The organism is Solwaraspora sp. WMMA2101 (assembly GCF_049179175.1).
Lineage (GTDB): Bacteria > Actinomycetota > Actinomycetes > Mycobacteriales > Micromonosporaceae > Micromonospora_E.
This window is the reverse complement of record NZ_JBMHMA010000006.1, coordinates 3,735,030-3,754,350: the sequence shown is the minus strand read 5'-3', so window position 1 is coordinate 3,754,350 and position 19,321 is coordinate 3,735,030. Positions and strand designations below refer to the sequence as shown.

At 70.7% G+C, this 19,321-nt stretch carries 23 protein-coding genes and 1 pseudogene; 8 read left to right on the top strand and 16 right to left on the bottom strand.

The window, feature by feature from the left end; all coding sequences use genetic code 11:
- Positions 1 to 23 precede the first annotated feature (23 nt).
- Positions 24 to 236: a hypothetical protein gene (locus ACN28F_RS18025; RefSeq protein ID WP_289209089.1), complete on the top strand. Its 213-nt coding sequence runs from the start codon at positions 24 to 26 to the stop codon at positions 234 to 236.
- 8 nt (positions 237 to 244) lie between these two features.
- Here ACN28F_RS18025 and ACN28F_RS18020 read toward each other — a convergent pair whose 3' ends face one another.
- The 9 genes from ACN28F_RS18020 to ACN28F_RS17980 form a co-directional block, all read right to left on the bottom strand.
- Positions 245 to 658, bottom strand: coding sequence for an Rv3654c family TadE-like protein (locus ACN28F_RS18020; protein ID WP_421358783.1), 414 nt, complete (start codon positions 656 to 658; stop codon positions 245 to 247).
- Entirely contained in the window at positions 655 to 1,086 is a 432-nt protein-coding gene (locus tag ACN28F_RS18015; RefSeq protein WP_289209087.1) for a TadE family type IV pilus minor pilin, read from the bottom strand. The genes ACN28F_RS18020 and ACN28F_RS18015 overlap by 4 nt, the downstream gene beginning before the upstream one ends.
- Positions 1,083 to 1,211, bottom strand: coding sequence for a DUF4244 domain-containing protein (locus tag ACN28F_RS18010; RefSeq protein ID WP_282229464.1), 129 nt, complete (start codon positions 1,209 to 1,211; stop codon positions 1,083 to 1,085). Before ACN28F_RS18010 ends, ACN28F_RS18015 begins: the two co-directional genes overlap by 4 nt.
- 194 nt (positions 1,212 to 1,405) lie before the next feature.
- Positions 1,406 to 2,110 carry a type II secretion system F family protein gene (locus ACN28F_RS18005; protein WP_421358780.1) on the bottom strand — a complete coding sequence of 235 codons (705 nt, stop codon included), beginning with the start codon at positions 2,108 to 2,110 and terminating at the stop codon, positions 1,406 to 1,408.
- Positions 2,110 to 2,820, bottom strand: coding sequence for a type II secretion system F family protein (locus ACN28F_RS18000; RefSeq protein ID WP_421358778.1), 711 nt, complete (start codon positions 2,818 to 2,820; stop codon positions 2,110 to 2,112). Before ACN28F_RS18000 ends, ACN28F_RS18005 begins: the two co-directional genes overlap by 1 nt.
- Before the next feature lie 116 nt (positions 2,821 to 2,936).
- Positions 2,937 to 4,211, bottom strand: a complete 1,275-nt coding sequence (locus ACN28F_RS17995) for a TadA family conjugal transfer-associated ATPase (protein ID WP_421358776.1) — start codon at positions 4,209 to 4,211, stop codon at positions 2,937 to 2,939.
- A 163-nt stretch (positions 4,212 to 4,374) separates the two neighbouring features.
- Complete coding sequence (locus ACN28F_RS17990) at positions 4,375 to 4,557, bottom strand: hypothetical protein (protein ID WP_282224249.1); 183 nt, start codon at positions 4,555 to 4,557, stop codon at positions 4,375 to 4,377.
- Entirely contained in the window at positions 4,557 to 4,775 is a 219-nt protein-coding gene (locus ACN28F_RS17985) for a hypothetical protein (protein ID WP_289209083.1), read from the bottom strand. Before ACN28F_RS17985 ends, ACN28F_RS17990 begins: the two co-directional genes overlap by 1 nt.
- On the bottom strand, positions 4,772 to 4,957 hold the full coding sequence (locus tag ACN28F_RS17980; RefSeq protein WP_421358773.1) for a hypothetical protein: 186 nt from the start codon (positions 4,955 to 4,957) through the stop codon (positions 4,772 to 4,774). The genes ACN28F_RS17985 and ACN28F_RS17980 overlap by 4 nt, the downstream gene beginning before the upstream one ends.
- Before the next feature lie 227 nt (positions 4,958 to 5,184).
- Here ACN28F_RS17980 and ACN28F_RS17975 point away from each other — a divergent pair, with 227 nt between their 5' ends.
- Both ACN28F_RS17975 and ACN28F_RS17970 read left to right on the top strand, forming a co-directional pair.
- Positions 5,185 to 6,039, top strand: coding sequence for a helix-turn-helix domain-containing protein (locus tag ACN28F_RS17975; RefSeq protein ID WP_289209081.1), 855 nt, complete (start codon positions 5,185 to 5,187; stop codon positions 6,037 to 6,039).
- Positions 6,036 to 6,224, top strand: a complete 189-nt coding sequence (locus ACN28F_RS17970) for a DUF397 domain-containing protein (RefSeq protein ID WP_289209080.1) — start codon at positions 6,036 to 6,038, stop codon at positions 6,222 to 6,224. Before ACN28F_RS17975 ends, ACN28F_RS17970 begins: the two co-directional genes overlap by 4 nt.
- 61 nt (positions 6,225 to 6,285) lie before the next feature.
- On the opposite strand, the gene ACN28F_RS17965 is transcribed toward ACN28F_RS17970, so the two are convergent.
- Positions 6,286 to 6,492 (bottom strand): YegP family protein, encoded by a 207-nt coding sequence (locus ACN28F_RS17965; RefSeq protein ID WP_289209079.1) that lies wholly within the window; start codon positions 6,490 to 6,492, stop codon positions 6,286 to 6,288.
- 684 nt (positions 6,493 to 7,176) lie between these two features.
- On the opposite strand from ACN28F_RS17965, the gene ACN28F_RS17960 reads away from it, so the two are divergent.
- Complete coding sequence (locus ACN28F_RS17960) at positions 7,177 to 7,362, top strand: DUF397 domain-containing protein (RefSeq protein WP_421358771.1); 186 nt, start codon at positions 7,177 to 7,179, stop codon at positions 7,360 to 7,362.
- 161 nt (positions 7,363 to 7,523) lie between these two features.
- Here ACN28F_RS17960 and ACN28F_RS17955 read toward each other — a convergent pair.
- The 4 genes and pseudogenes from ACN28F_RS17955 to ssd all read right to left on the bottom strand — a co-directional run bounded on the left by ACN28F_RS17955 (position 7,524) and on the right by ssd (position 10,570).
- Positions 7,524 to 8,706 (bottom strand): annotated as a pseudogene (locus ACN28F_RS17955) (IS3 family transposase).
- A 36-nt stretch (positions 8,707 to 8,742) separates the two neighbouring features.
- Complete coding sequence (locus ACN28F_RS17950; protein ID WP_421358769.1) at positions 8,743 to 9,048, bottom strand: helix-turn-helix domain-containing protein; 306 nt, start codon at positions 9,046 to 9,048, stop codon at positions 8,743 to 8,745.
- Positions 9,048 to 9,482 (bottom strand): type II toxin-antitoxin system RelE/ParE family toxin, encoded by a 435-nt coding sequence (locus ACN28F_RS17945; RefSeq protein WP_353850504.1) that lies wholly within the window; start codon positions 9,480 to 9,482, stop codon positions 9,048 to 9,050. The genes ACN28F_RS17950 and ACN28F_RS17945 overlap by 1 nt, the downstream gene beginning before the upstream one ends.
- Positions 9,479 to 10,570 carry a septum site-determining protein Ssd gene (gene ssd, locus ACN28F_RS17940; protein ID WP_421358767.1) on the bottom strand — a complete coding sequence of 364 codons (1,092 nt, stop codon included), beginning with the start codon at positions 10,568 to 10,570 and terminating at the stop codon, positions 9,479 to 9,481. Before ssd ends, ACN28F_RS17945 begins: the two co-directional genes overlap by 4 nt.
- 521 nt (positions 10,571 to 11,091) lie before the next feature.
- On the opposite strand from ssd, the gene ACN28F_RS17935 reads away from it, so the two are divergent.
- Positions 11,092 to 11,892 (top strand): HAD family hydrolase, encoded by an 801-nt coding sequence (locus ACN28F_RS17935; RefSeq protein WP_421358765.1) that lies wholly within the window; start codon positions 11,092 to 11,094, stop codon positions 11,890 to 11,892.
- Positions 11,893 to 11,937: 45 nt separating this feature from the next.
- On the opposite strand, the gene ACN28F_RS17930 is transcribed toward ACN28F_RS17935, so the two are convergent.
- Positions 11,938 to 12,690: an oxidoreductase gene (locus ACN28F_RS17930; RefSeq protein WP_421358763.1), complete on the bottom strand. Its 753-nt coding sequence runs from the start codon at positions 12,688 to 12,690 to the stop codon at positions 11,938 to 11,940.
- A 156-nt stretch (positions 12,691 to 12,846) separates the two neighbouring features.
- On the opposite strand from ACN28F_RS17930, the gene acs reads away from it, so the two are divergent.
- The 3 genes from acs (at position 12,847) to ACN28F_RS17915 (ending at position 18,042) form a co-directional block, all read left to right on the top strand.
- Entirely contained in the window at positions 12,847 to 14,811 is a 1,965-nt protein-coding gene (acs, locus tag ACN28F_RS17925; RefSeq protein WP_421358762.1) for an acetate--CoA ligase, read from the top strand.
- Between the two features lie 277 nt (positions 14,812 to 15,088).
- A complete protein-coding gene (locus ACN28F_RS17920; protein WP_421361438.1) occupies positions 15,089 to 17,458 on the top strand; it encodes an immune inhibitor A domain-containing protein in 2,370 nt (789 codons plus the stop codon).
- 218 nt (positions 17,459 to 17,676) lie between these two features.
- On the top strand, positions 17,677 to 18,042 hold the full coding sequence (locus tag ACN28F_RS17915; RefSeq protein ID WP_289209073.1) for a hypothetical protein: 366 nt from the start codon (positions 17,677 to 17,679) through the stop codon (positions 18,040 to 18,042).
- Here ACN28F_RS17915 and ACN28F_RS17910 read toward each other — a convergent pair.
- Entirely contained in the window at positions 17,987 to 19,222 is a 1,236-nt protein-coding gene (locus ACN28F_RS17910) for a C45 family autoproteolytic acyltransferase/hydolase (RefSeq protein WP_289209072.1), read from the bottom strand. The two genes, ACN28F_RS17915 and ACN28F_RS17910, sit on opposite strands and share 56 nt — an antisense overlap.
- Between the last annotated feature and the right edge of the window lie 99 nt (positions 19,223 to 19,321).

Below are 19,321 nucleotides of genomic sequence, written 5' to 3'. Positions count from 1 at the left end.
GCACGTCGCCGGAGGAGAACGCCGTGGCCGACACCGTGACCGAGACCGTCGAGTTGCTCTACTCGATCGACCAGCAGAACCTCACCGTCGACCAGCAGATAGCCCTGGCCCAGGCGTACGCGTCCCTGGCGCAGGCCGAGCGCCTGGAATTGATCCAGCAACGCCTCTACAACATCCATCAGGTCATCTCGCGGTGGGCGATGCACGCCACCACCGCCGACGGTCCGGCCCGCTGATCTCCGGCTCAGTCCTGCGCGTCGGCGCCTCCCCATGGATCGGCCCGGAGTGGCCCGGCACGGGCGGTGGCGGTCACCGGCCGGTCGACGCCGGTGGCCGGCGGCAACGTCACCTCGACGGTGACGACGACCTCCAGCCCGTCGACGGTGCAGACCCGCAGCCGTCCGCCGTTGCGCCCGGCGACCTCGGCCGCCCGGGCACAGGCGACGTCGGGGCCGGCGAACACCCGGGCGGCACCGGCCAGGGCGGCCAGGTCGGCCGCCACCGAGGCCTGCTGGCGGGCGAGGCGGACCGCACCGATCAGCGCGCCGGCCGTACCGGCGGCGACCAGCGTCAACCCGACCGCGAGCAGCCACAGGCTGGCACTGCCCCGCTGCCGGTCGCCGGCTGCAGGATCCGACCGACGCTGGCCCACGGTCACCGGTGCTCCACCGGGGCGTCGGTGCCGTCGGTGGAGCCGGGCACGTCGGTGGAGCTGGGCTGGTCGGCCCTCCCCGGCGCGTCGGTGGTACCGGGTTCGAGGGCGGCGGTCGCCGAGGCGGTGACCGCCGCCGGCCCGAGTCGGGCACCCAACGCCCGCAACGGTGCCCGGACGGTCACCGTGACCAGGTCACCGTCCACGACGACGCGGACCTCGGCCCCGGCCGGGCCGGGCGGGGCCGCCGTACGGTCGCCACGGGCGGTGGCCAACGCGACCGACCGGGCCAGGTCGAGGCACTCGGCCTTGGTGACCACGGCGGCGACGGCCGAGAGCCCGACCGCCAGCAGCAGGACCAGCGCCGGCAGACCGGCGGCCAACTCGGCGGTGAACGAACCCCGGTCACCGCCGGTCCGCCGGCGCGGCCTCATCCGAGCGCCCGATCGATCACCGAGGCGAGGGCTGCCTGCACACCGTCGCTGGTCAGCACCTTCAGCAGGATCCCGGCGAAGGCGACGGCGGCCAGGGTGCCGACGGCGTACTCGGCGGTGTTCATCCCGGCGTCGTCGCGCAGCCGGTGGGCCAACCGGGCACGCCACCGGCCACCCGAGGGCCGGCCGGACGCGCCGGCCGCCGTCACCTCCGCTGTCGTCGTCACCTCCGCTGTCGTCACCTCCGCTGTCGTCACCTCCGCTGTCGTCGTCGCCGCGTCGAGCGGAACCTTCGTCAACCGCATGGTCGTTCCTTTCCTCAGAGGACGTCGCCGAGGACGGCGACGATCACCGGCACCAGGCCGGCGAGAATGAAGGCGGGCAGGAAACACAGCCCGAGTGGGAGCACGATCAGCACCCCGGCGCGACGGGCCGCCGCCTCGGCCGCCGCCGAACGGCCGGCCCGCAGGTCGTCGGCGAGCCGGATCGCCGCACCGGCGAGAGCCGCTCCGCTGGCGGCGGAGCGCACCGCGGCGGCGGCCAGCCGGTCGCCGCCCGGCACCGCGTCGAGCTGCCGCCACGCCTCGACCGGTTCCGCCCCGAGCCGCAACGCCCGCGCCACCCGGCCCAGCCGGGCACCGAGCGGCCCGGCGACGGCGTCGGCCACGGCGACCACCGCCTGATCCACCGGCGCTCCGGCGCGCAACGCCGCCGCCAACAGGTCGGCGGCCAACGGCAGGTCAGCGGCGGCGCGCAGCCGTCGACGGCGTACCGACGGGGGTTCGATCCGCCGCAGCGACCGGTCGACCCCGACGGCGACCCCGACGGCCACCGGCAGGTACCACCCGCTGCCGCCGATCACCAGCACCGCCAGGCCGGACAGTGCCGCGACCGGCCGCACCAGCCGGGACAGATCGAACTCCGGTGCCGGTTCCCCGCCGAGGCGGGCCAGCCTGCGGCGGGCAGCACGCGCCGTGACCGGCCCGGCGGCGACCCGCAGCGGCGCACGGATGCTGGTCGCCATCAGCTGGTCGCCTCCGGTGCCCGGTTCAGCCGCTCGGTCCAGGCCAGCCCGGCGACCTGCAAGGCGACGGCGGCCACCGCGCAGCCGGCACCGGTCGGGGTCCGCAGCAGCACCGCCAACGGGTCCACTCCGATGCTGTAGCCGAGCGCCAGACCGCCGACCGGCAGACCGGCCAGCAGCCAGGCCGTCATCTGCGCCCCGGCGGCCTGCGCGGCCGCCGCCTCCCGTGACCGGTCCACCGCCCGGGCGTCGGCTTCGATCCGTTCGATCAGGTCGGCCAGAGGCGCGCCGGTGCGTTCCGCCAGCCGTACGGCGGCGGCCGACAGGTGCGCGAGCCGCGTCGCGGCGGCGTCCGCCGGTACGGCCGTCAGCGTCACCGGCTGCACCGGAAGGCCGGCCCGCAGGTCGGCGGCGTACGCGGCCAGTGCGTCCACCTGCCGTACCCGCCCGTCCCGTCGGGCCTTGCCGGCCGCGCGGACCGCCGCCGTCCGCAGGCCGAGCCCCAGGTACGCGGCGGCGACCACCGCCGCCACCGGCCCGCCCAGCCACCCGGCGGCCAGCCCACCGCCGCCGGCCAACGCGACCAGCGTCCAGCGTGGATGCCTGCGGGCGGCGTCGCCGAGCCACCGCGCCCCGGCGCGCAGCCGGACGCTGACCTGGGTGCTCGCCGGTGCGGTCGGTGCCGGCAGCGTCGGGGCCGGGCCGGTCACCGCCAGCAGCCGACGGCGGTAGCTCCGTGGCCGCAACGGGCGAGACCAGCGCCGAAGTAGTAGCGGACCGGGACGCCGGCGCGGCGGGTCGGGCCGGTCTGGTGGGCCGGGCGGGGTCATCGCGGTCCCCCGCCGTCGAGCACCGCCGGCACCGGTACGCCGCGTTCGGTGAGCAACCGGGCCAGGGCCGGCCCGGCCGGTTGCGGGCCCGCACCGCGCCGCCAGGCCGAGGTGACCGTGATCAGCTGGTCCGGGCCCTGCGGGGTGAGCAGGCACACCGCGTCGACCACCCGCCGCCCGCCGATCCGGCGCAGTTGGACGACGACCTGGATCGCGGCGGCGATCTGCGCGTGCAGTGCGGCGCGCGGCAGCCCGCCGAGCAGCCCCAACGCCTCCAGCCGGGCCGGTACGTCGCTGGCCGCGTTGGCGTGCAGAGTGCCGGCACCGCCGTCGTGGCCGGTGTTGAGCGCGGCCAGCAGATCGACGACCTCGGCGCCCCGGCACTCGCCGACGACCAGCCGGTCCGGCCGCATCCGCAACGCCTGCCGGACCAGCTCCCCCAGCCCGACCGACCCGACACCCTCCACGTTGGCCGTCCGCGCCTGCAGCGTCACCACATGCGGATGCTCCGGCCGCAACTCCGCCGCGTCCTCCACCATCACGATCCGCTCACCGGCCGGCACCAGCCCGAGCATCGTGTTCAACAGGGTCGTCTTGCCCGACCCCGTCCCGCCCGCGATCAGGTACGCCAACCGGCCGGCCACCACCGCCCGCAGCAGCTGCGCCACCCGGTCGTCGACCATGCCGTTGGCCACCAGCTCCGCCAACTGGAACGGCCGCTGCCGAAACGTCCGCAACGACAGGTACGGACCCGTCGCCGCCACCGGCGGCAACACCGCGTGCAACCGCGTCCCGTCCGGCAACCGGGCGTCGACGTACGGGCAACCGTCGTCGAGCCGACGCCCACACGCCGCCGCCAGCCGCTGCGCCAACCGCCGTACCTCGTCGACCGACCGCAACGCCACCGCGGCCCGCTCCAGCCCGCCACCCCGGTCCACCCACACCTGCACGCCGTTGACCAGCACATCGGTCACCCGTACGTCGGCCAGCAACGGCGCCAACGGCCCGGCGCCGGCCAACTCCCCGTGCACCCGGTCGGCCAGCCGCAACAACCCGGCGTCACCGCGCAACGCCGCCCCAGGCTCGGCCCGCACCGCACTGACCACCGACGCCGGCGTCACCGGCGTACCGTCCGCGACGAACCGCTCCCGCACCCGGGCCGCCACCGCCGCACGATCGACCTGGCCCGCGACGTCACCCCGGGTTCGCCCCTCGGCGGTGACGAGCGGCGGGTTGGTGCGGTGCATCGCGGTGGGGTACGGCGGCGGCATCTGAGCCCTCCTACAGATCAGGAAGCGATGCCGAAACTGTGGACGTCGACACGGCGTCCACGCCTGGCCGATCAGACAGCCTGTGGACAACCGACCTGCCTGTGGATAACTCCTCCCGGCGCAGGTGATCTGCTATGGCAACCGGGGCACCGAATCGACCGGGTCAGATCGAACGGCGTGGCCAGCGCCGGCGTGGGCGCGGCTCCTCCTCGCGGTGTTGGCGCTGGTGCTCGCGCACCCGGTCCTCCCATGCCTGCTGGTCGTCGTCGGCGGGATCGAACGGGTACCAGCGGTGCGAGCCGTCCTCGAAGTGCATGTCCTCGTCGCCGGGCCGGATGACCGACATCAGCGCCACCACCCCATGAAGCGCCAGTACAGGTAGCCGCTGCGGTCGTCGGCCAGGTCGATCATCGCGTCGAGCAGGCACGTCGCCATGTAGACCGACAGCGACACCGTTGCCCCCGCGTACTCCGCGAGCAGTTCCTGACGACGGCTGTGACAGGGCCAGGGATCCGCGCATCCCGCGCAGGTCCACGCCGGCTGGATCGGAATGTGGACGCTCACTCGCCATCCTCCGGCCAGTGGCCCCGGTTGATCGGTATCCGGTGCCGCGCCCGGCAGGGCAACGCCGACCCGCACCGACAGACCTGCTGCCACTTGCTCCAGGACCACACCGGCCGATGTCGCCTGGCCAGAGTCCGTGCGACCGCGACGACGTACGCCTCGTAGGTGATGCGCTGGGTCATGAGCCCCTCCTTCAGTGAGGGGATGTGACGGCCGGGCCTATCGGTCATCCGACCGCCACACCCAGCAACCATGGTTCTCACGAACCATGATCAATGCAATATTACATTCTAGATGAAACACTTGACGATACTTCATCTAGTGATGTTTCATTGCCGAGCGTGGTCGATGGGTGCTACATATCGAGTGCGAATGTCGCCCGGTGTGTAGTCGCGGAGAGGAGAATCCAGTGACGACCGACACCGGCTCGACCGTCCCGAGGCGACAGCTCGGCAGGCATCTACGGCAGCTCCGCGAGGAGGCCCGCATGACCGTGAAGGCTGCGGCCACCGCGCTGGAATGGTCCACGCCCAAGATCTGGCGCATCGAAACCGGTGCGACGTCGATGCGGTCCCTCGACGTCGAAGCCATGTGCAAGGTGTACGGAGCGTCACCAGAAATCACCGAGGCGTTGATGGGTCTCGCCAAGGAAACCAGGGCCCGTGGCTGGTGGCACTCGTACGGCGATGCCATCCCTGAGTGGTTCGAGCTGTACGTCGGCCTTGAGTCAGGCGCGACCCGGCTGCGCAAGTACGAGGCACACCTGATCCCCGGCCTCCTGCAGACCAAGGCGTACGCGACCCGGGTATATGAGGCCGGACGCCCCGACATGAAGCGCGAGGACGTCGACCGAGGGGTTGCCTTGCGGCTCGACCGTCAGGCGCTACTGACCCGAGCCACGCCACCCGCGCCGCAGGTCGACATCATCCTCGACGAGGCCGTGCTCCGGCGCGACATCGACGCTGAGCAGCTGAACCAGATCGTCACCGTCAGCCGCCAACCCAACGTCTCCGTCCGGGTGGTGCCGTTCAGCGCGGGCCTGCACCGCGCTACGTTGGCGAACGGCGCGTTCACCATCCTGGATTTCGACGGTTCCGACGAACCGACGATCGTCTACGCCGACGGGCTGACCGGTGCGCTCTACCTCGACAAGCCCGCCGAGGCGGCGGCGTACGAGGAGGTCTGGTCAACCGTCGAGTCCACGGCACTGAGCGAGGCGCAGTCTCGCAAACTCATCTCATCGATCGCGGAGGAACTGACATGACCGAACTCGTGTGGAAGAAGAGCACCCGCAGCAACGCCGGCGGGGACTGCGTCGAGGTCGCCAGCCCCAACCGAGCAGTCCTGGTCCGTGACAGCAAGGACCAGGCCGGACCAATCCTGTCGTTCACCGCCGGCACCTGGACCGGCTTCGTCCGAGGGATCAAGGTCGGACAGTTCGACCTCTGAACTCGCTGACCGGCTGCCCCCGATCCCAGGCATGGGACCGAGGGCAGATCGGGGCGTCAGATCACCAACGGCCGTACGACGACGACCCGACGGTGTGGTCCACGATCGGAGCGGAGCCCGCCTGGTACTTGACGGACCGGGCGGCGCTCATCGCGTCGCTCTTGTTGTAGTACGTCTCCGACGTGGCGAGGATCCGGCCGTTGCTGGCAACGATCTGCCAGTAGTACTGCTGCGTCGGGTTGCTCGAGTAATGGATCTGGATTTCCACTTGCTCACCTTCCGGGGCGCCTGCCGTCTGTCGGCAGCGCACAGCGAGGCAGAGCCATCCCGGACAACTGTGCCCGACTCGCCGTGCGCGTCAGGGCACACCCGTTGTAAGGTCACACTGCGACCTGCCAAGTTGCAGTGGACCTCAGCCCGGATGTCGGACCTTCGACCATCTGGGTCTGGGGTCCTTTTCTCTGCCTCGGTCACGAAGCGTAGGGGCCGGACCCAGCCCCGTCAAGTTGATCACACACCCGCGCAGTTCGACGACCCGTCTACATGTGCCGCCTAGACGAGACCTGCACACAAGATGTTGTGTGATTTTAGAGAGTCGTGTACGTCGGCGACTCCATGCCCAGCACTGCACCTCCGACACATGTACGAACACTCAGCGTGACGGGCGAGATGTACACCAACTGCCCGATTGCTGGTCACGTCGCCTCGCCTCGACCTTCAGAGCGGATGGCTCGCATGAGCTCGGCCAAGGCCTTGATAATGTCCGGGCACCGTACTATCGGCGCATCGCGCAGGGCACCAGAAACATGATCGCGGATGCTGCCGTCACGACGATCAACGGATTTGCCAGGGCCCAAGGGCCGACCGACGCGCGACGAGCGAGGCGCGTGTCAGCCCTCAGGGCTACTACGAGGTCTGGCATCGGCAGCCGACTCAGCAGAAGGAGCATGACGTGGACTCGGCGTGGCGCAAGAACACCCGGTCTGGTTCGTCCGGTGACTGTGTAGAAGCCCGGTTCGTCGCCCAAGCCGCCCAGGTCCGTGACAGCAAGGACCAGGCCGGGCCGATCCTGTCGTTCACCGCCGGCACCTGGACCGGCTTCGTCCAGGGAATCAAGGTCGGCCAGTTCGACCTCTGAACTCACTGAACGCCTGCCCCTGATCCCATGAACGGGACCAGGGGCATACGCTGGCGTCAGGGCAGGCGGTCAGGCTGCGATGAACTCGACAGCACCACTGCTGACCTTGATATTGAAGTGAGGGGCCTCGCGTTTTCCGGACAGTGGTTCGGCCGGTTCTTTCACGCCGCGATTTGAAGGTTCTCGAACTCTGCGTGGACTTCCCGGGGAGGTCGGTAGCCCACCGCTGAATGCAGACGCTGACGATTGTACCAGAATTCGATGTAGGCAGTAACGTCCCGGCGTGCCGCCTCACGAGTGGGATACTTCACACGCGACACGCGTTCGTTCTTCAGCGCACCGAAGAACGATTCCGCCATCGCATTGTCGAAACAAGTTCCGGTCCGGCCAGCAGATCGCCGCAACCTCAGATCCCGCAGCGTTCTGCCGTAGTCGTCCGACATGTAGTTGCTGCCCCGGTCCGAATGAAAGATGGCGTTCTTCCTGAGTTCGCGATTCCGGGCGGCGTTACGGATGGCGCGGGATATCAACGGCGTCTGGTAGTGGTCGTCCATCGCGTATCCGATGACTTCCTTCGTGCAGCAGTCGATGACGGTCGCCAGATACAGCCACCCCTCGCCGGTCGGGATGTACGTGATGTCGCCGACGAGCTTCTCGCCAGGCGCGTCGGCGGTGAACTCCCGGCCGACGAGGTCAGGCACCGTGCCGGACGACGACTGGGTGAGACCCCACCGCCTCGGGCGGGGCTGGCACGGCACGAGCCCGAGCTCGCGCATCAGCTGGCGGACGAGTTCCGGCCCGGCGGACACGCCCTGGCGCCGCAGTTGCGCGTGGACACGTCGATGCCCGTAGGTGCCGTCGGACGCGGCGAACACCTCCTCGATGCCGATCGAAGGTGGGCGCGGCGGGTGGCGGTCGCGGAGTCGGGGCGGGTTCGCCATTCGTAGTATCCGGACCTGGACACGCCGAGTTGTTCGCACATGAAGTCGACGGGGTAGGCGTACTTCGCGGTGTCGAGTCGCATCGTCTCGATGAACTCGTACAAGCTCGTTACCGAGGGTCCTTCGCGAAGTACGCCGCGGCTTTTTTCAGGAAGCTGTTCTCCATTTCGAGTTCCCGGTTGCGACGTTCGAGTTCCTTCAGTCGAGCGCGCTCGTCGACGCCGATCGGTGGGCTGTCCTGGGCGCCGCTGTTTTCCCGCCGGTACTGGCGGACCCAGGAACGGAGCGTCTCCGGGTGAACGTCGATCTCCCGGGCAACCTGCGACACTGGCTTGTTCGACTGTAGAACGAGTTGCACTGCTTCTTCACGGAACTCTGGGGTGTATGAGCTTATGCGTGCCATCGTGCTTCTTCCCTCGACTTTCCTTACAGGGTAACCTTATTGGCTCCCTGTCCGGAATCCTCGGGGCACCTCAAAGTCCATGCCAGTACCCTTCGACAGCTTGGCCAGGGTCGCGATCGACGGCGGCTGGTCGCCCGACTCAAGGCGCGCGATCACCGACTGGGTCATCCCGACCTCGCGGGCGAGCGCCGTCTGAGTGAGGCCATGCTCCCGGCGGTAGCGCAAGATGCGCAGTGCGACATCGTTAGCGAACGCTGTGCGGTTCCACTCCGAGCTGAACTCTGGGTCGTGGCGCTGCTCGTCGTGGACTTGGGCCGAGGTCTTCAGATCGGACAGGTTCATCACTCGTCGCCCCTCACTTCGTCGATGCGCTTCTCAGCTACCGCGATTGCCTTTCGGAAGGCTCGTTGGTTGACGCTCACCTCGGGGGCGATGGCTCCGATGACATAGGCGTTGCCGACCTGGCGATAGAGGGCTCGCCAGCGGCTACGGCCGGCTCGTGGGCGTAGCTCCCGAAGGTTTGTGGCTGTCTTGATGTCGCTCGAGTGCGGGTACCCAAGGTTTGGCCCGATTGCTACCAGTTTGTCTACTGCATGGCCGATCGCCACACGCTCAGCGGCTCGCAACTCACGCAACTCCGCTTCCGCCTCGGGGTGGTAGTAGACAGGCCACGACGCCTGGCCAATATAGCAGAACTGCGATAACGGCGTGTGCCTGGAGGCCGCATCACCGGAACGTCGGTCGCCCGCGTCCGAACGAGCCGGACCGGTCGTCACGACGCTGCCGCCGTACGGTCGACCAGGCCGGCGACGATCCGCTGACACAACTCGGCCAACGGGCCGCGACCCGACGCACCCGGCGCTTCGCCGCGCTCCAGCCCACGGCTGACCCGTGGCTCAGGCTGCAGCACCCCGGTCACCGGCAGCCCGAGGGTCCGCCCGATCTCCCGGGCCCGTAGCCGGCCCGGTGCCGGCCCGCGCACGACCAGCGACAGGTCGGTGCAGTGCCGGTGGATGCGGGCGATCACCCGGGCGGTCGCGGCGGTGGCCCGCAACTCGGCCGGGACCAGGACGAGGACCCGGTCGGTGAGGTGCATCGCGGCGACGGCAGCGTCGTCGGGCCGGCGGGGCAGGTCGACGACGATCAGGTCCCGCTCCCGCCGGGCGGCGTCGAGCGCGGCGGTCATCGTCGCGGCGGGCAACGGCAGCGGCTCGCCCCGGTCCCAGGAGAGCAGGCCGAGGTCGCCCCGGCAGGGCAGGGCGACGGCGAGGGCGGCCGGGTCGATCCGGCCGTCGCTGTCGGCCAGGGCCGGCCAGCGCAGGCCGTCGATCTGCTCCCAGCCGAGGACCAGGTCGAGGCCGCCGCCGAGCGGGTCGGCGTCGACCAGCAGGCTGCGCAGGCCACGCCGGGCGGCGGTGACCGACAGGGCACCGGCCAGCACGCTGGCGCCGGCCCCGCCCCGGCCGCCGATCACCCCGACGACCGCCGCGGCTGGTCGCTCGGCGTCGCCGTCGTCGGTGAACCGGTCGACCAGCCACGGCTCGGCGGCCGGCAGGATCGCGACGTGCTCGGCACCGAGCACCTCGGCGATCTGCCAGGGCGGCTCCTGGTCGGCGCGGCCGACCAGGACCAGCCGGGGTCGGCGGGGCAGCCGGGCCCGCAGGTAGGCGTCGGCCTGGTCGGCGCCGACCAAAACGAGTGGGGCGACGGCCTGCCGGGAGCGGGCGGCCACGGGGTCGGCGGCCAGGTCGACCTCGGTGCCGGCGAGCGCCGCGAGGCGCAGCAGGTCGTCGAGGAGCCGTTCGTCGGCGGTGACGACCAGCGGCAGCCGGCGGGGTACGACGGTGCTGGTACGCGGCGGCATCCGGACCTCCTGCGGTCGGTGAGGGATGCCGTAACTCTGGGTGCAGATCTGGGCCCGGCGCGCTGTCGACCGGGCGGCCTGTGGACAACCGGGCCGCCTGTGGACAACGCCGTGGACAGCCAGTTGATCTGCTACAGCGAGGGCGGCACGCGAACCGCCGGGCACCGACCTGGAGATAGCGACGACCCCCGCCGGGGGGATGGCGGGGGTCGTCTGGGGTTCGGCTCCGGGGGGGTCGAGCCGAACCCTCTCAGCGGTCACGGGGGGTGCAACCGCCGAGCGTCTGTTGGATGCCGCGACCCGGGAGATGAAACCGTGTCACAAACAAGCATGCCTGAGCGGACCGCCACACGTCGAGTGGTGTTTCCGGCGAGTCGCGTAACGGCAGCCGACCCGAGCAGCGGCCGCAGCCGCCCGGCCGCTGATCCAACGGTCAGTAACCGGGGCTGCCCGCTGGTCCCGCCCGGGGGGCCACCCCGGGGACCGCCGACAGCGGCGCGGTACGGCTAGACTTCAGCGTCGTGGGCCGCAGCGCCGCTTTTTTTGATCTCGACAAGACCGTCATCGCCAAGTCCAGCGCCTTGGCGTTCGGCCGGCCTTTCTACCGCGATGGGCTGATCACCCGCCGGGACGTGGTCAAGTCGGCGTACGCGCAGTTGCTGTTCCGCCTCGGCGGCACCGACGAGCAGACCATGGCCCGCACCCGGGACTACCTCGCCGCGCTGTGCAAGGGCTGGCCGGTGGAGCAGGTCCGCCAGCTCGTCGCCGAGACCCTGCACGAGCTGATCAACCCGTACGTGTACGCCGAGGCCGCCGCGCTCATCGAGGAACACCAGGCCGCAGGCAGGGACGTGGTGCTCGTTTCCGCCTCCGGCGAGGAGATGGTCCGGCCGATCGGCGAGCTGCTCGGGATCACCGACGTCATCGCCACCCGGATGGCGGTCGAGGACGGCCGCTACAGCGGCGACATCGAGTTCTATGCCGCCGGTCCGGCCAAGGCGACGGGCATCGTCGAGCTGGCCGAGCAGCGTGGCTACGACCTGGCGGAGTGCTACGCCTATTCCGATTCCTACACTGACGTGCCGATGCTGGAATGCGTCGGGCACCCCAGCGCGGTGAACCCGGACCGGCAACTGCGTCGGATCGCCGCCGAGCAGGGCTGGCCGGTGCTGGCGTTCCGCCACCCCGTACCGCTCGGGCGTCGGCTGCGGGAACGTCCGGCCGTGCCGGTCGCCGCCGCCGCGCTCAGCGTCGGGGTCGGGGTCGCGATCGGCATCGCCTGGTACGGCCGGCACCGCCGCACCCGGGCCACCTCGGTCTGACGACACCGACGAGACCCGCCGCACCAGGAGGACCGGACCGGCGGGTCAGGCTGTGGCCAGCACCTCGTCGGCGACGGTCGTCAGCTCCCGCGCGGCCAACTCGACCGCGGTGAGGTAGTGCCGCAGCCAGGAGCGGATGCCGTCCGGCGTACCGGTCGCGAAGGCACCGGCCGCGCCGACGTACTCCGGTTCGCGCTCGCGGTGGCCGACCTCGACGGCGAGCAGGCCACGGGGATCCACCCCGGCCGCGACCAGGGTGAGCCGCCCGGCACCCCGGGCGACCAGCCCGCTCGGGCCGGCGAACGGGCGCAGCGCGAGCAGTTCGGCGTGCACCACCGCGGCCACCAGCAGCGCCGGGGCCGACGTACCGCCGCCGACCAGCTCCGCGAGCCCGTCCAGCCGGGCGGCGACGGCCGGCGTACCGCTGATCGGACGCCCCAGCTGGTCGGCCGGGACCTGGTCGCGGGCGGCGAGCACGTGCAACCTGGCCAGGACCTGACGGGGGGTACGGGGCCACCGGTCGGCCAGCCCGGGCACCGCCTCGGCCACCCGCAGCGCCCCCTGCGTCACCGGGTCCGTCACCGTGCCGGCGCGGACGTCGGCGACCGGGTGCGGGTGGCCTTCCAGCGCGGCGCTGGCGACCGCCGAACGCAGGCTGACCTCGGCCGCGACCGCTCCGCCGTGGCGGCGCAGGGCGCGGTGCCGCAGCGCGGCGTCGACCTGTTCGCGGACGGCGGCCAGCGCCGGTGCCACGTCGGCGAGGTCCAGCAGCGGGGCGAGCGGATCGGTCCTTGTCACGTCGGCCACGGTACAAGCCGGCGCGAGCAACCGCCCGCCGCGCGGGTGTGGCCTTTCGGCGCGTGGTGGGTACCCCGGTATCCGACAACTCTCGTGCCGGCTGGACCGCGACACTAACCTCGGAGCAAGTCAAGCGACGTGTGAGGAGCCCCACGGATGAGCGAAACGCTGGAGAACCTACTTCAGGAGAATCGGCGGTTCGAGCCGCCGGCCGAACTGGCCGGGGCGGCCAACGTCACTGCGGCCGCCTACGACACCGCGGCCGCCGACCGGCTCGGCTTCTGGGCGGACCAGGCCCGCCGGCTGCACTGGGCCAAGGAGTGGGACCAGGTGCTGGACTGGTCCAACCCGCCGTTCGCCAAGTGGTTCGTCGGCGGTCAGCTCAACGTCGCGTACAACTGTCTGGACCGCCACGTGGCCGCCGGCGCCGGTGACCGGGTCGCCATCCACTGGGAGGGCGAGCCGGGTGACACCCGCACCATCACCTACGCCGAACTGCACCGGATGACCTGCCAGGCGGCGAACGCGTTGACCGACCTCGGCGTCACCGCCGGCGACCGGGTGGCGATCTACCTGCCGATGATCCCGGAGGCCGCGGTCGCGATGCTGGCCTGCGCCCGGATCGGCGCCACCCACAACGTGGTCTTCGGCGGGTTCTCCGTCGACGCGCTCTCCGGCCGGGTCCGCGACGCCAGCGCCAAGGTGATCGTCACGGCGGACGGCGGCTACCGCCGGGGCAAGCCGTCGGCGCTCAAGCCGACCGTCGACGAGGCGGTCGCGCAGTGTCCGTCGGTGGAGAACGTGCTGGTGGTACGGCGTACCGGCGAGGATGTCGCCTGGACCGACAAGGACCACTGGTGGCACGAGACGGTCGAGACGGCGAGCAGCACGCACGAGGCGCAGCCGTTCGACGCCGAGCACCCGCTGTTCATCCTCTACACCAGCGGCACCACGGCCAAGCCGAAGGGCATCCTGCACACCACCGGCGGCTACCTCACCCAGGCGTCGTACACCCACCACGCGGTCTTCGACCTCAAGCCGGAGACGGACGTCTACTGGTGCACCGCCGACATCGGCTGGGTCACCGGGCATTCCTACATCGTGTACGGGCCGCTGTCCAACGGTGCCACCCAGTTGATGTACGAGGGAACCCCGGACACCCCGCACAAGGGCCGGTTCTGGGAGCTGGTGCAGAAGTACAAGGTGAGCATCCTGTACACCGCGCCGACGCTGATCCGCACCATGATGAAGTGGGGCGAGGACATCCCCGCCAAGTACGACCTGGGTTCGCTGCGGCTGCTCGGCAGCGTCGGTGAGCCGATCAACCCGGAGGCCTGGATGTGGTACCGGGAGCACATCGGTGCCGGCCGGTGTCCGATCGTGGACACCTGGTGGCAGACCGAGACCGGGGCGATCATGATCTCGCCGCTGCCCGGCGCGACCGCGACCAAGCCGGGTTCGGCGATGACCCCGCTGCCGGGGATCAGCGCCGACGTGGTCGACGACCAGGGTGCGTCGGTGCCCGACGGGGGCGGCGGCTACCTGGTGCTGCGCGAGCCGTGGCCGTCGATGCTGCGCACCATCTGGGGTGACGACCAGCGGTTCATCGACACCTACTGGTCGCGGTTCGACACGATGTACTTCGCCGGTGACGGGGCCAAGAAGGACGCCGACGGGCACGTCTGGCTGCTCGGCCGGGTCGACGACGTGATGCTGGTGTCCGGGCACAACATCTCGACCACCGAAGTGGAGTCGGCGCTGGTGTCGCACCCGTCGGTGGCGGAGGCGGCGGTGGTCGGCGCGACCGATCCGACGACCGGTCAGGCGATCGTCGCGTTCGCGATCCCCCGGGGCAGCGCCGACACGGCCGGCGACGCGGGCGAGGCGTTGATCCAGGAGCTGCGCAACCACGTCGCCCGTACGCTCGGGCCGATCGCCAAGCCCCGGCAGATCATGCTGGTGCCGGAGCTGCCGAAGACCCGGTCCGGCAAGATCATGCGCCGGTTGCTGCGGGACGTCGCCGAGAACCGTTCCCTCGGTGACGTCACGACCCTGCAGGACTCCACGGTGATGGAGCTGATCTCCTCCGGCATGCAGGGTGGCAAGTCCGACGAGGACTGACAGCCTACCTTCGGAGCTGGACATTCTGGCCGGTTCGGCCGCTTCGGCGGCCGGACCGGCTTTTTCGCGTGCCCTGAGCGTTGTGACATATCAGGGCGTTCCAACCATGATCGTGAAACAAATCGACGCATGGACCTTCACAGAAGTTCCCTCGGGTGACTAGGTTCACGATGGCCCCGCAACACGAGGCCGGATCATCCGGAACCCCCAGCCCCACTCACCCAAGTGGCGGCTCGGTATCCCCCGAACCGGAGGTAACCACGTGCGCAAAGTCATGGTGGGAATGCTCACCGTGTCGCTTGCCTCGGGAATGGGTGTCGCTCTCCCCGCGTCAGCGGGGGCGGCACCGCCGGTGGACACACCGGCGGCAGCGCCCTCCCAGGCCGTAGCCCCCAGCATCGACGACCTGCCCAACCCGCTCGGCGAAAAGCGGCGTGAGCTGCGTGAACGTGCGGTCAGCGAGGTCGTCAGCGGACGGATCGCCCCGCAGCGCCGGGGGGCCAGCACCGTCGCGAAGGTCGGTGAGACAGCCGGCACCGGCCTCGCTGGGCGGGGCACCGCCGCCGCCGGCAAGGACCAGTACGTCGAGCTCTCCCGGGAGACCACCGACCGGATCTTCGTGATCCTGGCCGAGTACGGCGACGAACGGCACCCCAGCTACCCGGACGTGGACAGCAACCCCGGCTGGCCCGGCCCGGTCAGCTTCGACGGACCGCTGCACAACCAGATCCCCGAGCCGGACCGGTCGGTCAACAACAGCACCGTCTGGCAGGCCGACTACTCCGCCGAGCACTACCGGCAGCTGTACTTCGGCGCCGGCGAGGGCGTCGAGTCGGTCAAGACGTACTTCGAGACGCAGTCCTCCGGCCGGTACAGCGTCGACGGCACCGTCACCGACTGGGTGAAGGTCCGCTACAACGGCGCCCGCTACGGCCGCGACCTGTGCGGCAGCAACGTGTGCAGCAACGTCTGGCAGCTGGTCCGTGACGCCGCCAACCAGTGGGTCGCCGACCAGCGGGCGCTCGGGCGCACCGACGCCGAGATCACCGCCGAGCTGCGCGAGTTCGACAAGTGGGACCGGTACGACTTCGACGGCGACGGCGACTTCAACGAGCCCGACGGCTACCTCGACCACTTCCAGATCGTCCACGCCGGTCACGGCCAGGAGGACGGCGACCCGTGGCAGGGTGAGGACGCCATCTGGAGCCACCGCTGGTACGCCTTCGCCAGCGACGCCGGCCTGACCGGCCCGGCCGACAACCTGTTGGGCGGCACCCAGATCGCCGACACCGGACTGTGGATCGGTGACTACACCATCCAGCCGGAGAACGGCGGCCTGAGCGTCTTCGTCCACGAGTACGCCCACGACCTGGGCCTGCCGGACGACTACGACACCTCCGGCGGTGGCGACAACAACAACGAGCACTGGACGTTGATGGCGCAGAGCCGACTCGGTGCCGCCACCGACGAAGGAATCGGCGAGCGCCCCGGCGACCTCGGTGCCTGGAACAAGCTGCAGCTCGGCTGGCTGGACTACGAGGTGGTGGTCGCCGGCCAGAAGCGGACCCTGCACCTCGGACCGCAGGAGTACAACACCAAGCGGGCGCAGGCGGTCGTGGTGGTCCTGCCGAAGAAGGAGGTCACCACCGAGCTCGGCGAACCGTACGCCGGTGACCTGCAGTACTTCTCCGGCAACTCCGACGACCTGAACAACACGATGACCCGCGAGTTCGATCTGACCGGGGCCGCCACCGCCGCCCTGTCGATGAAGGCCCGCTACGACATCGAGGACGACTACGACTACCTGTACTACCAGGCGTCCACCGACGGCGGCGCGAGCTGGACGTCGCTGGACGGCACCATCAACGGCGACCCGTTCGGCACCGACGGCAGCGGCACCCCGGCGATCGACAGCTCGACCGGTGGCCAGTGGGTGGACATCGCCGTACCGCTCGACGCGTACGCCGGTGACGAGGTGCTGGTGCGGCTGCTCTACCGCACCGACGGCGCGGTGGCGTACGGCGGCTTCTTCGGTGACGAGATCGTCGTCACCGCCGACGGATCGCCGATCTTCACCGACGGCGCGGAAGGCGACGGCGACTGGACCCTGACCGGCTGGTCGGCGGTCGGCGCCAGCGCCACCGGCGAGTTCGACAACTACTACATCGCCGGGCACCGCTCGTACGTCTCCTACGACCGGTACCTCGAGACCGGTCCGTACTACTTCGGTTACGCCGACAGCAAGCCGGACTGGGTGGACCACTACGCCTACCAGGAGGGTCTGCTGATCTCGTACTGGGACACCTCCCAGGCCGACAACAACACCAACGTGCACCCGGGTGAGGGTCGCAACCTCTACATCGACTCCCGGCCACGGCCGATGTACAACCTGACCGGCGCGCCGTGGCGGGCCCGGGTCCAGGTGTACGACGCGCCGTTCAGCTTGGAGAAGGCCGACTCGTTCACCCTGCACATCAACAGCCAGCCGCAGTACATCCGTGGCCAGGCGGCCCAACCAGTGTTCGACGACACCAAGAAGTACTTCTTCGAGGAGTTGCCGAACCACGGGGTCAAGCTGCCGGCCGTCGGCGTCAAGATCCGGGTGGTGGATGTCGACGGCACCACCATGAAGATCAGGATCTCCTGAGCCGGTGCTGCCCGGCCGGCGGATGCAACGTCGGCCGGCCGGGCGGCGTCCAACCCGACATGACACCTCCGCAGCTGATTCATCGGTCAGCCATCCGGCGTCGTCCGACCCGCGCCGGGTGGCTGGCCGTCGGCGTCTGCGCCCTCGCCCTCACCGCCGCGGCCTGCGCCCCACCGCCGGGAGACACGACGTCGGCCACCCCGCAGCCGGGAGACACGATGCCCACTGAGCCCGGCGAGACCCCGACGGAGCCAGGCGAGACCCCGACCAGGTCCGCCGACCCGACGGGGCCGCCGCTGTCGCGCACCGACCCGCCGGTGCCGACCCGCCCCGGTACGCCGCCGTCGACACCGTCCGACCTGATCACCGGCGACTGGCTGGTCGGCACCGTCACCACCGGCGGCACCGGCCCCTGCTACGGCCTGGTCACCGACGACGGCGTGGAGCATGCGCTGTACGGCGACGCTGGTGCACCACTCGTCCGGCACACCCGCATCCGGGTCAAGGTCGAGCCGCTCGACGTACGGATCAGCTGCGGGCCCGGTCAGTCGTGGCGGCTGGTACGCGCGGAGCTGCTGCGCTGACGTCGGCGTCGTCGGCCAGCTCCAGCCACTGGTAGTCGTGCCGGCACGGCGGCCCCGCCGCCAGACCCAGTCGTCGACTGTCCAGATCGAGCAGTACCGAGTGGACCGTCTCGGCCTGGTCCGCCGGGGCGTCCCGTTCGTCGAGGTGCCGGCAGATCGCCAACGGCAGCCCCAGGTGGTCGTGGAACACGTCGGCCAGCGCGTCGAGCCCGACCGGGCCGCGACCGGCCCGTTCGACCAGCAGCCGTCGGGCCCGCGCCGAACGGAACAGCGACGACCCGCCCATGTCCTTGATCGTGTCCCGCACCGCCAGGGCGCTCTCCAGGTGGTTGGCGTGCGTCAACACCCCGTCCGCCGGGTGCAGCCAGCCCACGTCACCGGGTACGACCTCCAGATCCAGCAGCTCGCCGCCGCCCGGCCCGGCCTGACCGAGCAGCATGTTGATCGAGGCGTTGCGCGGCGTACGGCAGGCCACCCTGGTCGCCTGACCGAGACTGCCGGCTTCCAGCACGGCACGCAGCAGAACGTGGTACGGCACCCCCGGCGTACGGCCGGCCGACAGCCCGTCCCGGTCGGTGCCGAGCATGTTGACGCAGACCCCGAGGCCGGCGGAGTTCAGCCCGGTCTTGGCGAGCATGCCGGCCTCGGCGAGGGTGAGCACCGCGTCGCCACGCTCGTCGACGGTACGCAGCACCACCATCGTGTCCCGCTGATCGGGGTGCCAGTCCCAGTTCTGCCCCAGCAGCAGGTGACCGTCGGTGGTGTGGGTGCCGAGCACGCCGACCGCCGTACAGCCGCCGTCGGCACCGTCCGGATGCGCCGGCGCGGCGGGGGGCCGGGTGCCGTAGAGCAGTTCGGTACGCGCGTTGAGCGCGTAGATCTCGTCGACGTGCACGCCGGCGCCCTCGGCCAGCCCGTCGAGCATGTCGGTCACTCGCGGGTGCACGGCCCGGCTGGCGTTCCGGAACGTGCCTCCGGCCACGCGTACCGCTGCCCGGCTCAGCCCGGCCTCGTCCAGGAAGCGGCGCAGGTACCGGTCGACGTTGTCGGCGATCAGATCGGCGGCGGCGACGCCGTACCCGGCACCGCACTCGGCGGGCGCGCCGGTGACGTCGACCACCGGGACTCCGGCGACGCGCAGCGGGGCCCGCAGATCGTGCCGGGCGACATCATCAGCCACGGGGATCACCCTATCGTCGCCAGTGACGAGACCTGCCCCGGAATCTTCCCTGATTGTCTGACCAGGCCTTATCCGCAGGGTGCGGCGGCCGCCTACGCT

Coding starts and splice junctions, on each gene's coding strand:
- ACN28F_RS18015 (WP_289209087.1), bottom strand. CDS start 1,086: ATGAGGCCGCGCCGGCGGACCGGCGGTGACCGGGGTTCGTTCACCGCC.
- ACN28F_RS18010 (WP_282229464.1), bottom strand. CDS start 1,211: ATGAACACCGCCGAGTACGCCGTCGGCACCCTGGCCGCCGTCGCCTTC.
- ACN28F_RS18005 (WP_421358780.1), bottom strand. CDS start 2,110: ATGGCGACCAGCATCCGTGCGCCGCTGCGGGTCGCCGCCGGGCCGGTC.
- ACN28F_RS17995 (WP_421358776.1), bottom strand. CDS start 4,211: ATGCCGCCGCCGTACCCCACCGCGATGCACCGCACCAACCCGCCGCTC.
- ACN28F_RS17990 (WP_282224249.1), bottom strand. CDS start 4,557: ATGTCGGTCATCCGGCCCGGCGACGAGGACATGCACTTCGAGGACGGC.
- ACN28F_RS17980 (WP_421358773.1), bottom strand. CDS start 4,957: ATGACCCAGCGCATCACCTACGAGGCGTACGTCGTCGCGGTCGCACGG.
- ACN28F_RS17970 (WP_289209080.1), top strand. CDS start 6,036: ATGACCGAACTCGTGTGGAAGAAGAGCACCCGCAGCAACGCCGGCGGG.
- ACN28F_RS17950 (WP_421358769.1), bottom strand. CDS start 9,048: ATGAACCTGTCCGATCTGAAGACCTCGGCCCAAGTCCACGACGAGCAG.
- ssd (WP_421358767.1), bottom strand. CDS start 10,570: ATGCCGCCGCGTACCAGCACCGTCGTACCCCGCCGGCTGCCGCTGGTC.
- acs (WP_421358762.1), top strand. CDS start 12,847: ATGAGCGAAACGCTGGAGAACCTACTTCAGGAGAATCGGCGGTTCGAG.
- ACN28F_RS17915 (WP_289209073.1), top strand. CDS start 17,677: ATGCCCACTGAGCCCGGCGAGACCCCGACGGAGCCAGGCGAGACCCCG.